General features: G+C 55.7%; 19 protein-coding genes. 12 read left to right on the top strand and 7 right to left on the bottom strand.

The features are described from left to right. Nucleotides 1-13 precede the first annotated feature (13 nt). The gene (bioD, locus tag ACAW74_RS07795; protein ID WP_370697627.1) at nucleotides 14-634 is read left to right on the top strand and encodes a dethiobiotin synthase; all 621 of its coding nucleotides are present in this window, start codon (nucleotides 14-16) and stop codon (nucleotides 632-634) included. A gap of 266 nt (nucleotides 635-900) precedes the next feature. Here bioD and ACAW74_RS07790 read toward each other — a convergent pair whose 3' ends face one another. Continuing rightward, entirely contained in the window at nucleotides 901-1,401 is a 501-nt protein-coding gene (locus ACAW74_RS07790; protein ID WP_370697626.1) for a rhodanese-like domain-containing protein, read from the bottom strand. A 413-nt stretch (nucleotides 1,402-1,814) separates the two neighbouring features. Here ACAW74_RS07790 and ACAW74_RS07785 point away from each other — a divergent pair, with 413 nt between their 5' ends. Both ACAW74_RS07785 and ACAW74_RS07780 read left to right on the top strand, forming a co-directional pair. Continuing rightward, the gene (locus ACAW74_RS07785) at nucleotides 1,815-4,904 is read left to right on the top strand and encodes a serine hydrolase domain-containing protein (protein WP_370697625.1); all 3,090 of its coding nucleotides are present in this window, start codon (nucleotides 1,815-1,817) and stop codon (nucleotides 4,902-4,904) included. A 45-nt stretch (nucleotides 4,905-4,949) separates the two neighbouring features. Further along, nucleotides 4,950-6,188 (top strand): NADH-quinone oxidoreductase subunit D, encoded by a 1,239-nt coding sequence (locus ACAW74_RS07780; protein WP_370697624.1) that lies wholly within the window; start codon nucleotides 4,950-4,952, stop codon nucleotides 6,186-6,188. Nucleotides 6,189-6,192: 4 nt separating this feature from the next. Here the strand turns inward: ACAW74_RS07780 and ACAW74_RS07775 are convergent, their stop codons facing one another. Further along, nucleotides 6,193-7,650: an ATP-binding protein gene (locus ACAW74_RS07775; protein ID WP_370697623.1), complete on the bottom strand. Its 1,458-nt coding sequence runs from the start codon at nucleotides 7,648-7,650 to the stop codon at nucleotides 6,193-6,195. A 113-nt stretch (nucleotides 7,651-7,763) separates the two neighbouring features. After that, entirely contained in the window at nucleotides 7,764-8,144 is a 381-nt protein-coding gene (locus tag ACAW74_RS07770; RefSeq protein WP_370697622.1) for a DUF4296 domain-containing protein, read from the bottom strand. Between the two features lie 155 nt (nucleotides 8,145-8,299). Here ACAW74_RS07770 and ACAW74_RS07765 point away from each other — a divergent pair, with 155 nt between their 5' ends. From ACAW74_RS07765 to ACAW74_RS07755, 3 genes are all read left to right on the top strand, one after another. Further along, nucleotides 8,300-9,166, top strand: coding sequence for a DUF58 domain-containing protein (locus tag ACAW74_RS07765; RefSeq protein WP_370697621.1), 867 nt, complete (start codon nucleotides 8,300-8,302; stop codon nucleotides 9,164-9,166). A gap of 124 nt (nucleotides 9,167-9,290) precedes the next feature. Next, on the top strand, nucleotides 9,291-10,106 hold the full coding sequence (locus ACAW74_RS07760; RefSeq protein ID WP_370697620.1) for a hypothetical protein: 816 nt from the start codon (nucleotides 9,291-9,293) through the stop codon (nucleotides 10,104-10,106). Between the two features lie 51 nt (nucleotides 10,107-10,157). After that, nucleotides 10,158-11,180 carry a vWA domain-containing protein gene (locus ACAW74_RS07755; protein ID WP_370697619.1) on the top strand — a complete coding sequence of 341 codons (1,023 nt, stop codon included), beginning with the start codon at nucleotides 10,158-10,160 and terminating at the stop codon, nucleotides 11,178-11,180. Here the strand turns inward: ACAW74_RS07755 and ACAW74_RS07750 are convergent. After that, nucleotides 11,177-12,031 carry an MBL fold metallo-hydrolase gene (locus ACAW74_RS07750; RefSeq protein WP_370697618.1) on the bottom strand — a complete coding sequence of 285 codons (855 nt, stop codon included), beginning with the start codon at nucleotides 12,029-12,031 and terminating at the stop codon, nucleotides 11,177-11,179. The genes ACAW74_RS07755 and ACAW74_RS07750 overlap by 4 nt on opposite strands. Before the next feature lie 27 nt (nucleotides 12,032-12,058). Further along, entirely contained in the window at nucleotides 12,059-12,955 is an 897-nt protein-coding gene (locus ACAW74_RS07745) for a helix-turn-helix domain-containing protein (protein ID WP_370697617.1), read from the bottom strand. Between the two features lie 156 nt (nucleotides 12,956-13,111). On the opposite strand from ACAW74_RS07745, the gene ACAW74_RS07740 reads away from it, so the two are divergent. Continuing rightward, nucleotides 13,112-13,945, top strand: a complete 834-nt coding sequence (locus ACAW74_RS07740) for a phytanoyl-CoA dioxygenase family protein (protein WP_370697616.1) — start codon at nucleotides 13,112-13,114, stop codon at nucleotides 13,943-13,945. A gap of 251 nt (nucleotides 13,946-14,196) precedes the next feature. After that, nucleotides 14,197-16,494 (top strand): protein-disulfide reductase DsbD family protein, encoded by a 2,298-nt coding sequence (locus ACAW74_RS07735; protein ID WP_370697615.1) that lies wholly within the window; start codon nucleotides 14,197-14,199, stop codon nucleotides 16,492-16,494. A 90-nt stretch (nucleotides 16,495-16,584) separates the two neighbouring features. On the opposite strand, the gene ACAW74_RS07730 is transcribed toward ACAW74_RS07735, so the two are convergent. Further along, nucleotides 16,585-16,998: a hypothetical protein gene (locus ACAW74_RS07730; protein WP_370697614.1), complete on the bottom strand. Its 414-nt coding sequence runs from the start codon at nucleotides 16,996-16,998 to the stop codon at nucleotides 16,585-16,587. Nucleotides 16,999-17,010: 12 nt separating this feature from the next. Continuing rightward, nucleotides 17,011-19,227 (bottom strand): FG-GAP-like repeat-containing protein, encoded by a 2,217-nt coding sequence (locus tag ACAW74_RS07725; RefSeq protein ID WP_370697613.1) that lies wholly within the window; start codon nucleotides 19,225-19,227, stop codon nucleotides 17,011-17,013. 92 nt (nucleotides 19,228-19,319) lie between these two features. Here ACAW74_RS07725 and ACAW74_RS07720 point away from each other — a divergent pair, with 92 nt between their 5' ends. From ACAW74_RS07720 to ACAW74_RS07705, 4 genes are all read left to right on the top strand, one after another. Next, entirely contained in the window at nucleotides 19,320-20,624 is a 1,305-nt protein-coding gene (locus ACAW74_RS07720; RefSeq protein WP_370697612.1) for a UDP-N-acetylmuramoyl-tripeptide--D-alanyl-D-alanine ligase, read from the top strand. Nucleotides 20,625-20,702: 78 nt separating this feature from the next. Then, nucleotides 20,703-21,347, top strand: coding sequence for a GDSL-type esterase/lipase family protein (locus tag ACAW74_RS07715; protein WP_370697611.1), 645 nt, complete (start codon nucleotides 20,703-20,705; stop codon nucleotides 21,345-21,347). A 65-nt stretch (nucleotides 21,348-21,412) separates the two neighbouring features. Further along, nucleotides 21,413-21,895, top strand: a complete 483-nt coding sequence (locus tag ACAW74_RS07710) for a 3-oxoacyl-ACP synthase (protein ID WP_370697610.1) — start codon at nucleotides 21,413-21,415, stop codon at nucleotides 21,893-21,895. A gap of 85 nt (nucleotides 21,896-21,980) precedes the next feature. Beyond that, nucleotides 21,981-22,895 (top strand): manganese catalase family protein, encoded by a 915-nt coding sequence (locus tag ACAW74_RS07705; protein WP_370697609.1) that lies wholly within the window; start codon nucleotides 21,981-21,983, stop codon nucleotides 22,893-22,895. Nucleotides 22,896-22,914: the final 19 nt, after the last annotated feature.

The following is a 22,914-nucleotide window of genomic DNA, read 5'->3' as shown; positions in this document are numbered from 1 at the left end:
TGTTACACTGCTTTTGACAACCCATCGATTTGTAATTGCCGGTATCGGTACAGAAGTAGGAAAAACCGTGGCCTCGGCGGTACTCGTCGAAGCGTTGCAGGCCGATTACTGGAAGCCTGTGCAGTCGGGTTATCCGCCTGATTCGGATACGGAAACGGTTCGTTCGCTGGTAAGCAACGGGCGGTCGCAGTTTCATCCAGAAGTATATCGGCTTCGGGAACCCCTGTCGCCGCACGCGGCGGCCGTGGCTGAAGGTATCGTGATCGACCCGGCTCAACTGATTGCTCCCCCCACAACCAATTCATTACTGGTCGAACTGGCCGGTGGGTTGATGGTGCCCCTGACACCAACGTACCTGAACATTGACTGGCTGGAGCGTCTCGGCTTTCCGGTTGTCCTTGTTACGCGCAATTATCTGGGCAGCATCAACCACACGCTGTTGTCGGTAGAGGCGTTGCGCGCGCGCCAGATTCCCATCGCCGGGCTGGTCATCAATGGACCAAGTGTACCCGCTACGGAGTCGGTACTGATGGACTACACGGGCTTGCCCTGCCTCCTGCGTCTGTCAGACGAGCCGGTTCTGACCAGAGAAACTATAAAAGCATACGCCAGCAGCGTCAAAATGCCTGGCTGACAAACCACCAGTAAAAAATAAAAGGTACTTTGTATTGCATAGTACAAGACAAAACCTATACCTTTGGGGTATCAGATAACAACATGCCCTATGAAAGCGGTTTTGACTTGTTTGCTGCTGTTGACGACCTGCCAGATGAGCTTTAGCATTGGCCGGCCACATAACCTGTTTGTGGCGCGCAAAGCCCTGCTCGAACGGCGGGCCGCGGTCTCTTCGCCAGCACCGGCTGGTATGCGCCCTATGCTGCGCTCGAGTCGGCTACGGGTTTACTCGTATACTTTCTCGCCCTGTTTCAGCCAGATGCTCCACGCCCGCGAATAGGCATGGACGCGTTTTGTCGGCTTCCCGTTTGCATCCACAACGGGGTTGCCCTGATTTACCCATTCAAACAGGCTGCCGTAGAGGTTGCGCACGTTGGTGTAGCCTGCCGCCTGTAGTTTTTCGCCCACCTTTTCACTACGATATCCCACCGAGCAGTACAGCACAATCGGTGTTGACTTGGGGATATCGGCCACCCGACTTAGATCAAAATCGTCGTAACCCACCCAGCGGGCATTGGGCAGGTGGCTCACCATATATTCGTTTTTTTCGCGGGCATCGAGCCGAACGGCCGCGGGCAGTTGTTTCAGTTCGTTGCACGTCACCACCGGCACCGACTCCTTGATAAGGGCGTCGACCATTACGCCAAACGCCTTGTTGGTCGTACGTTGGGCCAACAGCGGGAAGGTCAGGGTTAGCAGCATCAGGTAAATAAGTGAGCGGATCATTGGCTGAAAGGCGCTGCAACGAAGCAGGCTATTACACAAGCTGATAACTCATTTCGAGGGGGAATCTGTTCGGGGTGGCCAGCCAAACCGACAAATTGGTGCGTTTCGCGCCGAATGAGTGCTCCAACCGGGTCGTCGGCGAAAGAAACAGTTATCGATCCGTTGTTTCCCTCAATCAGGTACGTCCCTTGGTTGCGCTGAATCGAGCGGATCGTATAACCCGTGCGCCCTGTCAGCACAAAGCGGAGCCATGACGCAGCCCTTCGCTAGCCAAACAAACGGCGGAAATCGTGGCTATTTTCCACTAAGGCTATGGTTTAAACGGCGCATTGGCTAATTTTAGGGTCTCCTAGCCACTTTTGAGCCGAATACCTACCGTGAGATTGTAGAAATTTTTGACCTAAAGCGTACTTATGCGGAAGCGTATCGTTCTGCTGACTGTTGTTACCAGCCTATTGGTTGCGGCCTATCTGTCGAGTGGCGGCACAAACTGGCCCGGTTTTTCGAAGACTTTTCGGCTCCGTCTACCTACCGCCAACCGGAGCCTTGCTATCGGCCCCGCAGAAGGCCGTCCGGTGAGCAAGGTTCGTTCGATTCCCCTGGCTACGTTTGATGCGGGCGTCGATGTGCTGGCTATGTCTAATGATGGCGAGCACTGGGTCGACAGTGTATTCAATACCATGACGATTGACCAGAAGATTGGTCAGTTTTTTATGGTGGCGGCCTACTCGAACCACAGCGACAATCACCGCATCTACATCGAACACCTGGTGCGTAACTACCACATCGGGGGGGTTATCTTCTTTCAGGGTGGGCCGTATCGGCAGGCTGTGCTGACCAACCGGTTTCAGGCAGCGTCGAAAATTCCGTTGTTTATCGGTATTGATGGCGAATGGGGCCTGGGTATGCGCCTCGACAGCACGATGGAGTTTCCGAAGCAGATGACACTCGGGGCCATTCGCGACAACGAACTGATTCAGCGCATGGGGGCCGAAATCGGTCGGCAATGCCACCGGTTAGGTATTCACATCAACTTCGCGCCCGTTTCCGACATCAACAGCAACCCGCAGAATCCGGTCATCGGCATCCGGTCGTTTGGCGAAGGAAAAGAAAACGTGGCGTCCAAGGCATCGGCCTACATGAAAGGCCTGCAGGCTGAGCACATCATTGCCACCGCCAAGCATTTTCCCGGTCACGGCGATACTAATGTCGATTCGCATACGTCGTTGCCCGTTATTAGCCGGTCGTCGGAAAAACTGCATGATATTGATCTGTATCCGTTCCGCAAGCTGATTGCCGACAGCCTGATGGGCGTGGTAACGGGCCACTTGCACGTACCGGTGTTCGACAATCAGATGCCGGCTATCGCCGCTACGCTGTCGGAGAAGGTCGTGACCGATCTGTTGAAGAAAGAACTGGGTTTCCGGGGGCTGGTCTTCACCGACGCCATGAACATGGGCGGTGTGACGCGCATCAACCGCGCCGAGATCGTGAACCTGAAAGCGCTGATTGCCGGGAACGACATTCTGCTGTACCCCGAAAATATCCGTGAAGCCACCCGGGTTATCCGCGAGGCGATCCAGTCAGGTACGTTGCCGCAAGCCTTTGTCGATGAAAAAGTGCGGAAGATCCTGCGGGCCAAATACTGGTCGGGGCTAGGGCAGTACAAGCCCATTCCGCTGGCTAACCTGATTCAGGACCTGAATTCGCCCGCGGCCAAAACGCTGAAACAGGAGCTTTGCGAAAACGCTGTTACGCTCGTCAGCGATCAGAAACAGCTGCTTCCGCTAACCACCACCGATTCCAGCGAAGTCGTATCCATTGCAATGGGCGCTACGTCGGGCAACGCGTTTCAGAAAACGCTGGCTCAACTGGCCCCTGTGCACCCCATTGTCGTACCCGATCCGCCGCAAAGCGAAGCCGCCGTTACGGAACTGATCGGGCGCACCGGCTCCGCCAATACCGTAATAGTGAGCCTGCACGGTATGAGTACGTCGGCCTTCCGGCGATATGGCATCAACCTGAACACTATATCGCTGTTGCAGCGGCTGCGGGCGCAGGGTAAAAAAGTCGTAGTGGCGGCGTTTGGATCGGCCTACAGCCTGAACCTGCTGACCGATACCGATGTGCTGCTGTGCTCGTATCAGGAGTTTGAAGAAATGCAGCGCGCTACGGCCAAGGTGATCTTTGGGGCTTTACCAGCCAAAGGATCGCTGCCAATCTCGAGCGGCGACTTCAAGGAGGGTATTGGGCTGGTGCCCGACCCAACCGGGCGACTTGTGCCGGCTACGCCTGAGAGTGTAGGCATGAAAGCCAGCGAACTGGCCAAAATCGACAAGATGACCGAACTGGCTGTTCACGACCGGGTTATTCCCGGCTGCCAGATTCTGATCGCCCGCAAAGGCAAGATCGTTTACGACAAAAATTTTGGGGCCCTGACCTACGCCAGCAATGCCGAGAAGGTGAGCGATAATACCCTCTACGACCTGGCGTCGCTGACAAAAGTGCTGGCTACGCTGCAAGCCGTTATGGTCCTGTATGATCAGGGTAGCATCAACCTCTCGGAAAAGGCGTCGACGTACCTGCCCGAACTGAAAGGCAGTAACAAACAAAACATGACCTTGCAGGACTTGCTCTGGCATCAGGCGGGTCTGATCTCGTTTTACCCGACTCTTTGGGACCGCACGCGTACGTCGTCAGGTACGTTGAATCCGGCTTATTACAGTAACAAAGCCGATAGTGCCCACACGTTACAGATAGCTCCTACGCTCTGGGCGGTGCCAGCGGTGAAAGATTCGGTCTGGAAATGGGTGATTCAATCGCCCCTGTCGCGGAAAGTCGATGCCGATGGCAAGCCTTCATTCGTTTATAGCGACCTGAGTTTTCTGATGTTGCAGAAGATCGTAGAACGCGTCAGTAAGCAGCCGCTCGACCGGTTTGTGGAGCGGGAAATTTACGGCCCGCTGGGCTTGAAATGGCTGACGTTTACGCCCCTGCAAAAGCTGACCAATCCACACTGTGCGCCTACGGAACAGGATACCTATTTCCGGAATCAGCTACTTGTCGGCACGGTGCACGATCAGATGGCGGCTGTACAGGGGGGCATCTCGGGGCACGCGGGCCTGTTTGGCAACGCTCATGATATTGCCAAGCTGCTCCAGATGAACCTGCAACGGGGGCTTTATGGCGGTACGCGCATTCTGCAACCCCTGACGGTACCTTACTTTACGCAGACGATCAGTAACCGGAGCCACCGGGCGCTGGGCTGGGATAAGCCCAACGCCGAAAGCAACACCAGCAGCTACCTGGCTCCGCAGGCCTCGGCCCAATCGTTTGGGCACACGGGCTTTACCGGCAATGTAGTGTGGGTCGATCCCGCCGAAGAACTGGTGTTTGTCTTCCTGTCGAATCGGCTGTTCCCCACGGGAGGCAACAACGCCATCAATACGACCCGGCTCCGCCGCCGCATTCACGAAGCCATCTATAGCTCGCTGAAGCAGTAATCAACATCGGGTGCTGCCGGTTGGAACGCTTATCTTTGCAGCGTTATGACGACACCGATCAGCGAGCCTACCAATCGCATCCAGTACGAATACAGCCCCGGCCATTTTCGCGCCTCGGAGCCGAACCTGTACGAGCCCGATCAACTGGCTGACGGGGAGCTGATCCTGAACATGGGGCCGCAGCACCCCAGTACGCACGGTGTGCTGCGGCTGGAGATCATTACCGACGGCGAGATCATCGTCGACGTGGTGCCGCACCTCGGTTACCTGCATCGCTGTTTCGAGGCGCATACGCAACAAGTGCCTTTCAACCAGGGTATTCCCTTCGTCGACCGGCTCGATTACCTGGCTGCCATGAATGGCGAACACATCTGGGCGATGGCCGTGGAGCGGATGCTGGGCATCGAAAACGACATTCCTAAGCGCATCGAATACATCCGGGTACTGGTGGCCGAGCTGAACCGGATTGCCTCACACTTTGTCGCCATTGGTACCTACGGGATCGATATCGGTGCGTTCACGCCTTTCCTGTGGGTTATGCGCGACCGGGAACACATTCAGCGAATGCTCGAATGGGTGAGTGGAGCCCGTATGCTCTACAACTATATCTGGATCGGAGGGCTGTTTTTCGACCTGCCGGTGGGGTTTGAAGAGCGTTGTCGTGAGTTTATCACGTACCTGAAACCCAAATTGGTGGAGTTGCAGGAGGTCCTGATCGACAACAAGATTTTCATTCAGCGAACGGCCAACGTGGGTGTGCTGCCCCTGCCAGTCGCCATTGACTATGGCTGCACGGGGCCGGTGTTACGTGGGTCAGGCCTGCGCTACGACCTGCGCCGGGTCGATGCCTACTCGGTGTATCCCGAACTTGATTTCGACGTACCTGTGGGCACGGGGCTGGTCGGGACGGTGGGTGATTGCTGGGACCGTAACTACGTGCGCGTGCAGGAGTGCTGGGAGTCCATTAAGATCATCGAGCAGTGCCTCGACCGGCTTACGACGGATTACCGACGTACCTCCGATTTTGACCCCCACGCGATTGTACCCAAGAAAATCAGGCCCAAGGCGGGCGATTTCTATTTTCGGGGCGAAAGCGCCAAAGGTGAACTCGGCTTCTTCTTCCGCACCGATGGCCGCTCCGACATACCGGTGCGGTCGCATTGCCGGTCGTGCTCGTATCATAACCTTTCGGTGTTACCCGATATCAGCCGGGGGAGTATGCTGGCCGACCTCGTAGCCGTCATTGGCTCACTGGATCTGGTTATGGGCGAAGTAGACCGGTAGCCGATCAGGCGACAGCCGCCCGGCGCACCACGGCCGCATCGGGCGTGGGCGACGTACCCAGCGGAATCGTAACGATCACGCGAGTGCCCCGGTCAACTTCCGACGCGAGGCGGAAAACGCCGTTGAGCAGCCGGGCCCGCTCGCGCATATTGTGCAGCCCATGTCCGTTCAAAATTGATTCCGGTGCTGCCGCTGCCACGCCGCGCCCATTGTCGCTGATTGTCATGAGCAGGTTGTCGCCACTGATTTGCAGCAGCACATCAATCTCGTCGGCGTCGGCGTGCTTGATGGCATTGTTGAGTGCTTCCTGGGCAATGCGATACAGGCCAATTTCGACGGCAGGATCAAGCCGCCCAATGTCGCCTTCCGACTCGATCAGGATCGTGAGGCCGGTTTGGCGCACCTTCTGATCGACCAATTGCCGCAGGGCTGGCTCAAGCCCAAAATCGCTCAGTACAGGGGGCATCAGGTTATTCGAAATCTGGCGCGTTTCCTGAATCGTTTTAATCACCAGATCTTTCAGGTTCGCATAGGCGCGCTGTTCTTTCTCCGGCAGCAGATGCACCGACCGTACGTTCTCGACCAACAATTTAAGACCCGTCAGCATTTGGCCAAGGCCGTCGTGCAGATCATGCGACAACCGGCGGCGTTCTTCTTCCTGACCTTGCATAAGGGCCGCCATTCGCACAACCTGCTCGTTCATTTGTTGCTGGTGTCGCAACGCCGATTCGCGCAACAACTTTCCCTGAGCGTCCTGCAAGGCCTGATTGCTTTGTTGTAAATCGTGATTCATAGATTGAGTATTCTCCTGCGCCGCGGTCAGCTGACCAAGCGTCTGGCCCAGTGCCCGTACGGCAGGTCGGAAAATAAAGATCGCTTCGAGCACAAGCACAAGCAGCGTGATCGCCAACAGCAACAGTTCTGTTTGGCGGAGGGCCGCGATTTTCTGGCTTGCCTCGGCTTCATATTGCTGCACGATTTTGTCCATCTGGCTTAAAAAAGCCGAATCGTGCTGAAGAATAATGGCTACGGCGCTACGGGCATCGGTTGGGGAAAGGGTTGGCTGGGTAAACCGACGAGCCTCCTGCTGAATAGCCGTAAAATGAGGCTCCAGGGCGGCAAACATGCCCTGAATCGCCGCGCTATTTTGCGATTGGGCGCGCCGGTCCGTAAGGTTACCCGACTTCAGTTGCTGATGATAGGTGGCCCACTGGTTCAACGTGCTGTTCAGTTGCGCCCGCGCCGTTTGTGCATTCGCTGCCACCGGTGCATCCAGTAACAACATGACATCTTTCACGATCATCTGACTACGAAAGCGCTGCCGACCGGCCTCGTTGATCAGCCAAGAATCGTTCTCCTGTTTGTCGAGTTGGCGCTGAATTAGCACCTGCCCCCAGATGGTCAGGCCAGCAATAAGCGACAAAGCCAGGATGTAGCGGTACGTGAATAGACGTGTGAGCATTAACCGGACGATTAGCCCCTCAAGTTACGTAAATGCCTAGTTTCTGCCTACGGCTGATAAACAAATCGTTTGTATGAACCTCAAACGATTAACTAGTTTATTTACCTGCGGGCTCAAGAAATGGGCTTTTTACTCACCACTTTTTCTTTGGCTTTCTGAACCTCTTTGAGCTGCTCGACTACGCGTTCGTAGATACGGGCCAGATCGGCCGGTCGGGCTGAGTAGTAGATGTAGCTTTTGGTGTAGGCCGAGGTATCCACACCGTATTGCTTCAGGGTTTTGGCCTGTAGGCGGTTGAACAGGATCGAAGCGGAATCTGTCGAACCGAGGCTGTATTTGCTGATCCGTGCCTCGTTGAGATGGACCTGCGCCAGTATCTTGACCATGGTTTCTTCGGGAACCAGATTGGCCGGTTTCTCGCCCAGCTGACTCTCCGACGAGCCGCATCCCAACGCCATAAGCCCAAAAAACACAACAGAAAGGAATCGTAGCATCCTGATTAAATTTGAAAACTAGTCCGCAAAGAATGGCTTTGGTAGTATATCCGGCTTATCTGTACCGGGCAATTGCGACTACGTCGGTACAAGCGCACTACCTTAACGCTGCCGTGCCGTACTTTTAACAGAAAGCAGGTGCTAAAATTCGTTAAATGAACGATTTTTTGATCAGAGCCCGTGAGTTCGAAATCCGGATTCGGAAGGCCGTCAGCTCGCAGATGCGGGGCAATTTTCGGTCGGTGTTCAAAGGGTCGGGCCTTGAATTCGCCGATTTGCGCCCCTATCAGTATGGCGACGATGTGCGGGCAATCGACTGGAACGTATCGTCGAAAGGACACGGGGCCTTCGTGAAAGTGTTTCGCGAAGAAAAAGATCAGACGGTCTTTTTTGTGGTCGACGTAAGTGCCTCACAGCAAGTGGGTTCGTTTCAGCGGTCTAAGCTGGATACGACCAAAGACGTGTGTGGGGCACTGGCCATGTCGGCCATCAACGAAGCCAGTCATGTCGGCATGTACTGTTTCTCGGATCAGAAGGAAAAGTACATGAAACCGGCCAATACGCTCAAACAGGGCTATCAAATGATCACGGCGCTGGGCAAACTGGAGCCGCAGTCGGTGAAAACCAACGTGGCCGACGCGCTGCTGTTTACCATGAATGTGCTGAAGCGCCGTAGCCTGATTTTTCTGCTCTCTGATTTTATCGATCAGGGGTATGAACACAACCTGAAAGCGCTGGCCCGGAAGCACGATCTGGTGGTGATTCATTTCTACGATCCCCGCGAGATTAACCTGCCTCAACTGGGTGTAGTACCGGTTTTCGATACCGAGCTGAAGCAAACGATCTGGCTCAATACATCGGCCCCACGCTTCCGAAATGCACTTCGGGAACAGTTTGCGCAAAGCCGCGCCCGCCTCGAACGCCTCTGCCGTCAATACGACGCCGATTACGTGGCGCTGGACGCACAGGCCGATTTTGTCCCGACCTTAGCAGAACTTTTCCGGGTCAGGAAGTACCGGTAAGTGACAATGTACAATGAGGGACAGTATGCAGTATGCAGTGACGAACAGATTACAACGGGCGCTAGGTATAGTGCTCACTGTATACTGTATACTGTATTTTACTGCGTACTGTGAGGCTCAGCCCGTGGGTACGTTCATTGACGATACCATCGAGGTGGGCCGGCCGTTTCGCTATGCACTAACGGTGCGCCACCCTGCCGCGCAGGATGTGCTGTTTCCGGATACGGCCCGGCAGTTTGCGCCGTTCTGGGTACGTGGTTTGTCAGTGTTTCCGACCCGCACCCGGCAGGGCGTCAGTGTCGACAGCGCGGTATATACGCTGGTTTCGTTTGAAGTGAGCCGGGCGCGGGTGTTGCAGGTGCCTGTCTATCTGCTTACCGGCGCCGACTGTACGGCTGTGTTGTCGTCGCCCGATACGGTGTTTCTGTACTCATCGGTGCTAGCCTCGGCCCGGCCGGATACCCTTCGGCTGAAACCCGATACGACGTTGGCCCCGTTACCACAGCAACTTAACTACGCCAACCTGGTGCTGGTGACGATGGTGGTAGGGGTAGTGCTGGCGGCCGTTTACATTTTATTTGGGAAAGCGCTTCGCCAACGCTGGGCCCTATACGTTTTGGCTCGGAAACACCTGCGGTTCATGACAACCTACAATCAGCTGACCCGTAACGTTGGCCCGGAATCGACCGGTGAGCTAACCAATCAGGCGATTGTGGCGTGGAAGCAGTACCTGGAGAAAACGGAGCGGCAACCCTATACGTCGCTGACGAGTAGCGAGATTGCCCAGCGAATTGGCGACGACCGCGTGGCCGATGCCCTGCGCGAAACCGACCGGATGATCTACGGTGGCGCATTTACCGATCAGTCGCCGCTGGCGTTGCGGGTGTTACGCGACGTGGCAATGGATGCGTATCAGCGACGGCGCGAAAAAATTAATTAGTAATCCCAGGGCCCCCGCTGGTGTCCTGGGTAAGGTTGTTTATTGATACGTATGCCCTGGTACTCACTTTATTGGCTGATGCCGTCGACCCTACAATCGTTTCACTACGATAATCGGTGGGCATTGCTGTTGATCCCGTTGACAATCAGCCTGTTTCTGTTTCGGAATGTGCTGGGGCAACGCTATCGGCAACAGCTTCGAATATCGGGGCTGGGTCTGGCGGGCGTCCGGCCCGGTGGGTGGGCGCGGTTTGTCAGTTCGCTCCGACTGCTGGTTCCGCTGTCTTTGTGGTTGTCGATGGCTTTTTTGCTGATGGCACTGGCGCGGCCGCAGACGGTACGGCAGTTGCGCGAAGAGCAATCGGTAGGCATCGACATCATGCTGGCCCTCGACGTGTCGTCGTCGATGCTGGAAACCGACCTGAAACCGAACCGGCTGGCGGCGGCCCGGCAGGTAGCGCAGCAATTTGTGGCGGGTCGGCAGCACGACCGCATCGGGCTGGTCGTGTTTGCGGGTGAAGCCTATTCGCTCTGCCCCCTCACAACCGACTACACCCTTCTTCGGCAATACCTGCGCGAGTTGAGCCCCAATCTGGTGCGCACCACCGGTACGGCGATTGGCGACGCGCTGGCAAGGGGCATTAACCGGCTGCGTGATTCGCCCGCCCGCAGCCGGGTGCTGGTGCTGCTCAGCGACGGCGATAACACCGCGGGCAACCTCGATCCGCTGACGGTGGCTCGGCTGGCGACTCCCTTCAACGTGAAAATCTATACCATCGCCGTGGGGAAACGGTCGGCGCGGACCGAAGACGGAAGCCTTGCCTCGCAGTTTGATGAAGGCATTCTGAAATCGATCGCTGAAATGGGGCAGGGCTACTTCTTCCGGGTAACCGATGTGGGGCAGCTTCGGCAGGTATTTGCCCGCATTGATCGTCTCGAACGGGCACCTACATACGTTGAGACCCACGAAGACGTTCAGGACCAATACCGACCTTATCTGCGCTGGGGTGTGGTTCTTCTGGTGTTTACCTTGCTGTTGAAAAACACGCCGCTGGGTAACGTACTCGAAGACTAATCGGCGGCTGACGCGCGGTCACGCAGGGCCGACCGGATCAGGTACGTTACGGCTACATCGTTGCTGGTAAAAGCCCGCATAAACCAATCTTCGCGCAGCCCAATTCGCCGCCGAATCATTGCCTCGGTGAGGCCACGCCGCTGCCCTTCGAGCGACTGATCGACGATGCGCTGCAGGTGTTCGATTTTGGCCCAAATGGCTGTCTTTGCATTTTTCAGAACAGGGCGATGGCCGCAGAACAGCGTGTCGAAATCGTAAGTGAGCAGGGTTTTGGCGGCGTCTATCTGCTGGTAAATGTTCTCGCCGCGCCGGAATACGCGCAGGTTGCCTACATAAAAATCGCCCGAGAAAAGCCAGCCTTCGTTGGGCTCCAGCAGTACGTGGTGGTCGTCGGAATGGCCGAGGGTGCGGATGGGCAGAAACCGATGATGCGCCGTCTCGACTGGTGCTGGGTACGTTGCCAGCACCTCGATGCCCGCTGCCGCCGAACAAGGCTCGATGGGGCCAAACCAGTAGCGCTCGTAGGGCAGGAGGTGATATGGGTGGGCAATTCGTTCGGCCGTGAGCGAGCCGCAGCGAACCGGGCAACGGTGCTGCCGCGCCAACGCCGCCGCATTGGCGGCGTGGTCTTCGTGGAAGTGCGTCAGGGCAATTTGCTCGATGTGGTAGGGCTGGTAGGTCTGTAAAACGGCGCGTTGCGTGTAGCGTGACCCCGTATCGATCAGTAAGCCATCTACATAATACGTCCAGACGGGAATCGGGCGGGGCCATGGCAGGCGTGAATAGCCAAACTGATGCCCTTCGACCGGGCCGTGTCGTAACGAACTGGAAACGTGTGTAGCGAGCGCCAAAGCGGTTAGTCGTGTTGAGCGGGGTAATTAGGACAGGCTTGGCATGGCGGCCCGCGGTGGTGCCTGGGTTTCGCGGTAAGTGGCCTGGTAACGCAGAGGCGTGGTGCCGGTTTGCTGTTTAAACTGCCGGTGGAAATGCGAGATGTTGTTAAAGCCGCACTCAAGCCCTACCTGCCCCACGCTGAGGTCGGCGTGAGTGAGCAACTTGCGGGCGTGGCTGATACGCAGCTCATTCAGGTATTCGACAAACGACTTGTTGGTTCGTTTGCGGAAATACCGACAAAATGCCGCCGGCGCCATACCCGCCACCGACGCAATCTGCTCTACCCGAATCTCGTCGCGGAAATGTTTCAGGATATATTCCAGCACTCGTTTCATGCGCTCTGTTTCGGCTTCGCTGGCCGAAAGCTGGTAACTGTCGGAAGCCAGTAGCCGGCTGTCGCGGTCGGCGGCGAGTGCATTCAGAATGCCGAGCAATTCCAGCACCTGATTCATGCCATCAAACTGAGCGATACCCAACAGGCGTGGGCCGATGTTGGCCACGGCCGCTGCACTGAAGCGCAGCCCAAACTGCGCCCGTTGCAGCAACTGCCGAAGCGCCTGCGCTTCGGGGAAAACCCGCAGCAGGCTATCGTTGAGCAGCGACGTGAACTGAATGACCACGGCTTCTGCCGGAGCATCGGCCGGTTGCTCATCGTCATTCCGCCAGAAGTGCGGCAGATTGGGGCCAACCAGCACCAGATCGCCCGCTTCGAAATCGCTGACATGATCACCTACAAACCGCTTTCCGGTGCTACGAACGATGTGAGTCAGCTCATATTCCGGGTGATAATGCCAGGGGGCATCAAACGCAGGGAGCCGGAGGTGCTTCACAACAAGTGAATGTTCCTCGTTGATGGTAACCTTTTCATAGAGCGCTTTCATTGGTAAATCTTAACCCGTTTGCAGGTTATACTGCGAAAATTAGTCAAAAAAGACCATAAAGGGAGCAATAATAGCGGTAAATCGCGCCGTTGATCATTCTATTTTTGATTGGTGGTAACATGAGTAATGTTCTAAAACATCCCAACATAGTAGTATATGCAGGCACTGACTACCGACGCTACATTGCAAGACCGTTTGCAGGAGCCTTATGAAGTATCAAGGGAGGCTGTCGCCTTCTATCAGGAAAACGGGTACGTTAAACTGAAGAACGTACTTAGCCCTGACCTGATCGACTACTATGGCCCCATTATTACTGATCTGGTGGTTCGGCTTAATACGCTGACAAAACCTATGGAAGAACGGACCACCTATGAGCGGGCGTTTCTTCAGATCATGAACCTCTGGACGAAAGACGAGACAGCCAAAGCGTTTGTGTTCAGCAAACGACTGGCTAAAATTGCCACGGACCTTATGGGCGTAAACGGCGTGCGTCTCTATCACGATCAGGCATTGTACAAAGAGCCGTCGGGGGGGATTACGCCCTGGCATGCCGATCAGTTCTATTGGCCGCTGGCATCGCCGAACACCGTCACGGTCTGGATTCCGTTGCAGGAAACGCCCATGAACATGGGGCCGCTGGCCTTCGCGGCCAAAAGTCAGCGCGTCGAACTCGGTCGCGATCTGGAGATTAGTGATGCAAGCGAGAAGGTACTATCCGGTGAACTACACAAGCTGAATTTCGACGTCAACGATACGCCCTTTGAGTTAGGCGAAGTAAGTTTCCACGCCGGCTGGACCTTCCACCGGGCAGGCGCCAACACGGCCGACACCGCCCGCAAGGTGATGACCATGATTTACATGGATAAGGATCAGGTGGTGATGGCGCCGCGTAATGCTTACCAGCAAAACGACTGGGCTACCTGGCTTAGCAACTGGCCCGTTGGGTCGACGCCCGATGGACCGTTGAATCCAGTTCTCTTTGAGTATTGACTTACAATTTGGTAAGTTGTTGGTGTCTGGAGATAAACAACGGGATAAGGAAAAACGAAGCCGTTGGGCATACCGGGCGCTACTTGATCAAACCAAATGCCCAACGCGATCGGTTGGGGTTTGCAAACACCGTTCTGGTTAGTGCCGGGGCGGTGTTTTTTTGGGGTATAGACTATTTTTGGTTCAAAATCTGTTACGGTAGCAACACGTAAGATATTACCGACGTAACAAAGTCAGTTGCTGTATTTATCATGACTCGGCTCACTACCCATCTGCATGCTCTATTTGGGCTTTATCTTTTATTTATATCGCTGCCTAGTCTAGCTCAGTTTGGCCAGAAAGAGTTAAGCAAACCCACTACGTTTATGTATACCATAACGCCTGCTAAAGCTAAAGTTGGCGATGTGGTTACGTTACGTATTACTGCGCGTTCGAAAGAAGGTTGGCATATGTATGCCGCTAAAACTAATCCTAAACTTGATGGTAGTGGACCGTTGCCTACTGCACTGACGCTGATTAAAAACGGCACTTTTGACTTGGTTGGTGAACTGGAGTCGGCTGGCTATACGACTAAGTATGAAGAAGTTTTTGAGGGCGACGTCTATATCATGCCCAATCCGGCGACTTTCAGTCAGAAAATCCGATTACAAGCTTCTAAGCCTGTAATCAAGGGGACGATCGAAGGTCAAACCTGCCAGGATAATGGTCTATGTGTGCCCGTTAATGATGATTTTGATGTTTCGGAGAAGGTAACAGTAGCCGCCGCTACTACTGCCACGTCGACAACCGTTGCGACAACTATTACCAACGTACCTGCGGCAACAACAACCGCTACGCCCGTTGCCTCGGCTACACAGCCATTACCCACCGAAATGGCAGCTGCTACTAACACAGTAGCGACGGGGACCGATACATTGACCCAGCAGACAGAAACACGTGCTTCGGCCCAGGCTTCGTTGGCCGCTACGCCTGTCGAGGGGCAGGAGCAATCATTATGGGCGTTTGCGTTGGCGGCTTTTCTGGCCGGTCTGGCGGCATTGCTGACACCCTGCGTGTTTCCGATTATTCCCATGACGGTCAGCTTTTTTACGAACCAGAAAGGGGGTTCGTGGAAGGCATTGCTCTATGGCGCGTCGATCATCGGTATCTATGTACTCATCGGCACAGTGGTGTCGCGCATCAATGGGCCGGGTTTTGCCAACTTCGTCAGCACGCACTGGCTGCCTAACCTGCTCTTTTTCGCCGTCTTCTTCGTCTTTGGCCTGTCGTTTCTCGGGCTGTTCGAAATCACGCTGCCCAGCTCCATTGTCAACCGGGCCGACGCGGCGTCGGAGCGGGGTGGGCTGGCTGGTATTTTTTTCATGGCCTTCACGCTGGTGCTGGTGTCGTTTTCGTGCACGGGCCCCATCGTGGGTAGCTTGCTAGTGGCCTCGGCGGGTGGCGAAGTGGTGAAGCCCATCGTGGGGATGGCGGCGTTTTCAGCTGCCTTTGCCATTCCCTTTACCTTGTTTGCGCTCTTCCCGCAGTGGTTGCAGAAACTGCCCAAATCGGGTGGCTGGCTCAATGCCGTGAAGGTGGTACTGGGTTTCTTGGAACTAGCTCTGGCGCTCAAATTCCTGAGCATTGCCGATCAGGTTTACCACTGGCATTTGCTCGATCGGGAAGTCTATCTGGCCTTCTGGATCGTCATTTTCAGCATGCTGGGCTTCTACCTGCTGGGTAAGCTCAAACTACCCCACGACAGCGCCCCCGTTTCGACCGGTAAACTGAATCTGCGCGAGTTTGCCATTCGCGGTGTCATGAACCAACCCGTTGGCGTCCTGGCCGAGTCAGATGCGGCCGGGCAATTAACGCTGACCGGCACGCCCACGAGTGGCACGGTGCAACTTACGGGTGGCAATGATACCAAGGTGAGTATCCCGCGCCTGCTGCTGGCGATCGTAACGTTTACGTTTGTGGTTTACATGGTTCCGGGGATGTGGGGGGCGCCGCTCAACGCACTGGCGGGCTACCTGCCTCCGTTGGCTACGCAGGACTTTATCTCGCGTGGTGGCCCGGCCGCAGCGGCGACTCAACAAACGACCGCCGTCCGGCATGGTAATCTGTTCAAATTGCCCCACGGCTTGCCGGGCTTTTTCGATTATAAAGAAGCGTTGGCCTATTCAAAAACCGTGAAGAAGCCCGTCTTTATCGATTTTACTGGTCACGGTTGCGTCAATTGCCGCGAGATGGAGCAACGCGTGTGGAGTGACCCGAAGGTGCTGTCGCGCCTGCAAAACGACTATGTGGTGGTCGCGCTGTACGTCGATGATAAAACCGAACTACCCGAAGCGGAATGGTATACGTCGGGCTATGATCAAAAAACCAAAAAGACGATTGGTGCGCAGAATGCCGACCTACAAGTGGTAAAGTATAACAACAACGCCCAGCCGCACTACTGCCTCGTCGACGATACAGGTACGTTGCTGGTGTCCCCCATCAACTACAACCTCAGTGTCGACAAGTTTGTGGCCTTCCTGGATGCTGGTAAGGCAGCATTCGGGAAATGACATCAAATCAAAAGAGAAGGTCCAAGGTTCAATACCGGGTGATATTATTTACCCGGTATTGAACCTTGGACCTTCTCTTTTGAACTCCTTCTAAGCTCTTCCGTTGAAATTTTCGCCGTATTCCGCATTGCGGGCATCGGCTTCCGATTGGGGGGCTTCGTCGTCGCCAAGTATATCCATCTCGGCTTCCATCCGAGCCTCGCTGACGTTGTCGGGATCATTATAAAACTCGGCAGGCAGCGTATCATCCGTTTCAGTTTCGGCCACCATATCGGTTATGTCCGTCGCGACGGCATTGTCGGTATACAGAATGGTGTCCGAAGCCTCTTCGTCACCGGGGTTCATTACGTCGGGTTGACCGTCGAGGCCAAATTCAGCATAAACGGCGTTTTCTTCGTTGACGTCGTTGCCGGGCATATTGTTGAACTGAGGCGACATGCCTTCCAGGGGCCCGCCCGTGTTCTGTTCGTTCAGCTGTTGGTCGGAGTTATTCAGGTTTTCCATGGTCGTTGAGCTTTACCGACCTAACACCACCCGACTCACTTTTGTTGGCTGATCGGTCGCCGTAAGCCGTAGCAGGTATACTCCCGACGATAACGTACCCAGATCAAGCGATTGATCGACGTTGGCTCCCACCCGCACCGGTGTCAGCACCCGCCGCCCATCAGTGCTGATGACCTCCACCTGCCCCTCATGCGCCGCGCGGATAGTTACGTACCGATTGGTGGGGTTTGGAAAGGCCCAGGGCGTGGTGGGTTCGATGGCCAGTACAGGCGATACCTTATCCGATGTGTTACGAACGTACCTGAGCCCCCCCGCCAGACTGCCCAGCACTAAATCGGGCAGGCCATCACCGGAAAGGTCGCCCGTGGCCAGAATGGGGTTAAGGCCAGCAGTTGGCAACGTACCCAGTGTGTCGAGCAGCGTAGCCGCCTGCGTGGGTTGCGCCGCCAGTTTGTAAACCCGCAACTGTCCCGTTCGCGTGGCCAGAATCAGCCGCTTCTGGTTGTCGCCATTTACGTCGGTCAATGCCAGCGAGGCATTCCGGTTATCAAACGCAAAGTCGAAACCCGCGAAGCGGTCGGTTACGAGCGTAAAAGCCGGCTCGCTCACCGAGCCGCTGTTGCGGTAATAGCTAATGTTGCCTGCGCTGCCGCTTACCAGCAAATCGGGCTTGCCGTCAGTATCGAAATCGGTAAAGAGCACGGGCGACGCCGCTGAGTAGCCATCCGATAGCGTCAGACTGCGGGCCGTGGCGGGGGTAAAGCGCATAGCGGCACCTTTGGCGGCACTGTTGGGTAGCCACCGCAACACACTGCCCGTTTTGGAAAAACCAGCCAGGACCAGATCGAGCGAACCATTGCCATCGAGGTCGGCGAAGGTCGGGCGCAGGTACGTTAACGAATCCGTGGTGGTTAGGCCAAGGTAATCCGTCGTGATGAGCGAAAAGGCCGGGCTACTGGCTGTGCCTTTGTTCTCAAACTGCCACAAACTCGCCCGAAAACCATTGGCCAGCGGAACCCCGCCGCTGCCAACCAGCAAATCCAGATCGCCATCACCGTCGAGGTCGACCAGCGCCGGGGCGGCATTTTCGCCCAGATCCAGCATGTCGTTTTGCAGAAAATCCGTTCTGACCAACTGATAATCGGGCGCTTTGGCCGTGCCCGCATTACGATAGAAGTGGTTCGTCGTTCGGAAATCGAATAGGCCCCGATCATTCACGTAGACGTTGGGCGACGCCACCATATCGGTCAGGCCGTCGCCGTCGAGGTCCTCAAAGAAAGCCGCGGGAAACGAGGCAAAACGCACCGGATTTTTCTTCGGAAAATCGTATTCGAATCGGGTAAAAGCCGCATTTTGGTTACTGGGACCAGTATTGTATAACACAGACAGGTTGTTGCAATCAACGTACCCAAAGATCAGCTCGGGCTTACCATCACCGTCGACATCGTTGAGCCGGATGGTGTTCCCCGTGTGGTTGGGCCGGCCATTAGGGTCGCCCTGCCGACCGCCAGTGGCGGCGCAATCGGCATTGGCCGTGAAATCATTACAGAATTCTTTCTTGAAACGGCCCCAGCAACCCGGCTCCGTCCGGAAGTCGAGCCCGGCCGGAGCGGCGGCGTTGGTCCGTTGTTTGCTCAGGTTCTGATAGTATGTCGCCTGGTTACCCGTTGGGTCGAACGCTATCACATCTACGTCGCCATCGCCATCGAGGTCGGTGATAGCGGGCGTATCGGGTCCGGCCACGTACACGTTCGATCGAATGCCCGACAGGGCATCGGTCTGTAGCGACGCCGTCACCAACTGCCAGGTCAGGGTGCCATTGGTGGGCGTGGCGTTACGCCACACCTGAATACCGCTGGGTGCCGAGGCAAACAAATCTTTTCGGCCATCGCCATCATAATCGACCAGATAAAACCAATTGCCGATGGTCGGGAAGAGGCGCTCATACTGCGGGGCATGTTGCCAGAAAAGCGCATTGTTGGCGCCGGTCGTCGCCAGAAAGGTGCTGATCCGGCTGGTAACCCGGTCGAACACCACCAGATCGGGGCGGGCGTCGGCATCGAGTGGCAGCGTGGCAAACTGGCAGGCATTCAGACCGCCCGCCCAGCCATTGGGCAGGGTGCGGCCCGCTACCTCAATGGTGGGGCGCGTGTCGTACTCAAACGCAATACGTTGCGCCCGGCCAGACAGTGAAAGCAGGAAAAAGAGAAAAGTAGACCAACGAGCCATCGAGTGAAAGCGCGTAGTTTTGGGGCACGCTACACGCCTTTCCTGTAAACGAAGTAACCAAACCATTTCGTTATCAACCAACTGAGAAATTTATGCTGATCACAGCAGCTTTATACGAGAAATACTGGGAATGTACTACCGTTTCGACCGATACCCGCCAAATCACGCCCGGTTGCCTGTTTGTGGCCCTGCGCGGCGATAAGTTCGACGGCAATCGGTTTGCCATACAGGCGCTGGAAGCCGGTGCTCGTTATGCGCTCGTCGACGATGCCGACGTTGCCGCTCAACAGGATCATTGCCTGCTGGTGCCCGACACGCTGCTGGCGTTGCAGGAACTGGCCCGGCATCACCGTCGCACGTTTGGGTTTCCGGTGGTGGGGTTGACTGGCTCGAACGGTAAAACCACGACCAAAGAACTGATTGCGGCGGTGCTGTCTAAAAAATACGCGGTCGAGGCTACGTATGGCAACCTCAACAACCACATCGGGGTGCCGCTCACGCTGCTTCGCATCGACCCCACCCGTTGCCAGCTGGCGGTGGTGGAAATGGGGGCCAATCATCAGCGCGAAATCGATATGCTAAGCCGGATTTGCGAACCGACCCACGGACTGATTACCAACGTGGGAAAAGCGCACCTGGAAGGTTTTGGCGGCGTCGAAGGGGTACGAAAAGGAAAAGGCGAGCTGTTTGATTATCTGGCCGAAACGGGCGGAACCGTCTTCGTCAACGCGCAGAATGCCGTGTTGATGGCTATGCAGGCCGAACGCAGCACCCGGACGCCTACGTTTGGCGAGGTGGTCTTCTACCTAACCGACAACGTACCTGAACTGCTGACCGAGTCGCCAGTAACCACCTATCGGACGGCCGCGGGTGAGATGGTTCAAACGCACCTGCCCGGTCGGTACAACTTCGAGAATATGGCGGCGGCGCTGGCCATTGGGCAGTATTTCGGCGTGCCAGCGGCCGAGGCCAATCAGGCCGTGGCCGATTATAACCCGACCAATAACCGGTCGCAGGTGGTGGTGCGCGGCACCAACACCGTATTGCTCGATGCCTACAACGCCAACCCCTCGTCGATGGCGGCGGCAATCCAGCAGTTTGGCCAGATGCCCGCCGCGCGCAAGGTGGTGATCCTGGGTGATATGTATGAACTGGGCGACGAAAGCCCCGCCGAGCACGCCGCGCTGGGTACGTTGATCGCTCAGCAGCACTTTGATCTGGTCATTCTGGCCGGGAAGGATATGCACTATGCGCTGCCTGCACTGCCGCGAGCCTATTATTTTCCCGATAAGTTCTCATTACATAACTGGATCATGGACAACCCCATGCAGCACACCCACGTTTTGATTAAGGGGTCGCGCGGGATGGGATTAGAAAGCGTGCTGCCGTTTATTTGAGGGCAATAAGCCATCCGGCTGGTCTGGCTAAACCCCGTCGCGGTTTTCTTGTCTTACTTCACAAACACGCATATGCTTATGAAAAACCTCCTGATTGCCGTAGCCTGTCTGTTAGTTACAGCTACGGCTTCACTGGCCCAAAAGGCCGACTTCGAACCAGAGATTGCGGCCTTTGAGGCCCAGCCAGCTCCACAGGCCAACGGCATTGTTTTCTTCGGTAGCTCGTCGATCCGGCTCTGGAACGGACTGACCGAAGCCTTCCCCGGTAAGACCGTTATTCAGCGGGGCTTCGGTGGATCGGAAATGAACGATGCCATCAAATACATTGGGCGTATTGTGGCACACGACCGGCCCAAGCAGATTTTGCTCTATGAGGGTGATAACGACATTGGGCAGAGCAACGCCTCGGCCCGCGACGTATACGCCCGGTTTACAACCTTTTTTGCCGTAGCCCGGAAAATGGCGCCTTCGGCCACGATTACCTTTATCGCGATCAAGCCCAGCGTAGCCCGCAAGCAGTTTATGGCCACGCAGGCCGAAGCTAACCGCCTGATTAAGACGTACCTGGGCGGGCAGAAAAACGCCTCGTTCATCGACGTCTACACGCCTATGCTCGACGCCAGCGGCCAACCCCGTGCCGAACTTTTTCAGGCAGACGGCCTTCACCTGAACGCCCAGGGCTACGACCTCTGGAAGCAGATTATCGGCCCGGCGTTGAAATAAATGAGTCAGTTTGCTTGCGGCGTCATTCGTAGTCATTGGTTGTAAAAAGCTATGAATGACAACCAATGACGACGCAAGCAAATGGCCACAACCGGATGAATCAAGAAAAACAAGCGCTCTACGCCGCCTGTCTGGCTTATGTACAGGAGCGCATCGATAACGCTGCCGAGGCTATGCGGGCCGCGCAGGAAGCGGCCAATTCGGAAGAGAAAAGCTCGGCGGGCGATAAGTACGAAACGGGCCGTGCCATGGCTCAGCTTGAACGCGACCGCCACGCCCAATTGCTGGCGCAGGCCCAACAGTTGAAACAGGAACTGGAGTTACTAGACTATAAGACACCGTCGGAAGTAGCACGGGCGGGGAGTCTGGTGATCACCTCACGAGGTACGTTCTTCTTGAGCATCAGTGCTGGTCGCATTACGGTCGATGGCGTCGATTACATGGCGGTGTCTGTAGCGTCGCCTATTGGTGCGTTGCTACGGGGGCGCCGGGCAGGCGACGACGTTCGGTTCAACCAAACAGCGTACCGAATTGAACAGGTGGTCTGATTATCTATATTTTTGATAGATTAAATAAACTATAGGCCATGCGGTAGGTTAGACGGTCAGGTATTACGTCAAAAACGCCTACGTTATGATCTTAAAAATGGACCGGTTGCCCATTGAGCTACCAACACCAACAAACCCGTCGGCCAATGATGCGGCCGCTGTGCAGGAACTTCTGGGTGGTAAGTTCGGGGAGATGTCGACCCTGATGAACTACACCTATCAGTCGTTCAATTTTCGGGGGCGCAAAAAGCTACGGCCTTTCTACGATCTGATCTGTAGCATCGCTGGCGAAGAATATGGCCACATCGAGGTGGTATCGTACACCATCAATCTATTGCTGTCGGGCGTCAGCAAACGTGGTATCGATCCAACCATCGCCCCGCTTGCCGATGGTGTAAACGCCCGCAACACTTACCACTTCAACAACAGTGGACAGACTGCGTTGCCCATGGATTCAATGGGTAAATTCTGGTCGGGTGATAATGTTTTCAGCAGCGGTAACCTGAAGCTCGATCTGCTCCACAATTTCTTTCTGGAATGTGGCGCACGGGCCGGTAAGATGCGGACCTACGAAATGGTATCAGACCCTACGGCCCGGACGATGGTGGGCTATTTGCTGGTACGTGGCGGGCTACACGTAGTCGCCTACGCCAAGGCACTGGAGTTGCTCACAGGCGTGGAAGTAACCAAACTGCTACCGATTCCCGACCTCAGCAACGACAAATTCCCTGAAGCCAAGAAGTTTATGGAGGATAAAATGCACCTGAAACTTTATACCTTCAGCCAGGAGGATTACAAGCAGGTAGCACTAATCTGGAACGGCACCCACCCCGAAGACGGACAACCACTGGAAGTGATTCAGGGAGCTATTCCGGGCCATGCTGCACCTGATCTCGATGAAGAGCCGCAACTCAACGCGCCCGGCTCAGATGAGTATGCCTATGATCCCCAAATGTTTGCCGACATGGCCAAGAAAATGGGGATTAAGCTGTGGGAATGAATAATGTACAATAAATAAT

Origin of the sequence: Fibrella musci (assembly GCF_041321105.1) — a bacterium.
In the GTDB taxonomy this organism is placed as follows: Bacteria; Bacteroidota; Bacteroidia; order Cytophagales; family Spirosomataceae; genus Fibrella; species Fibrella musci.
This window is presented reverse-complemented; position numbering and strand designations above follow the sequence as displayed.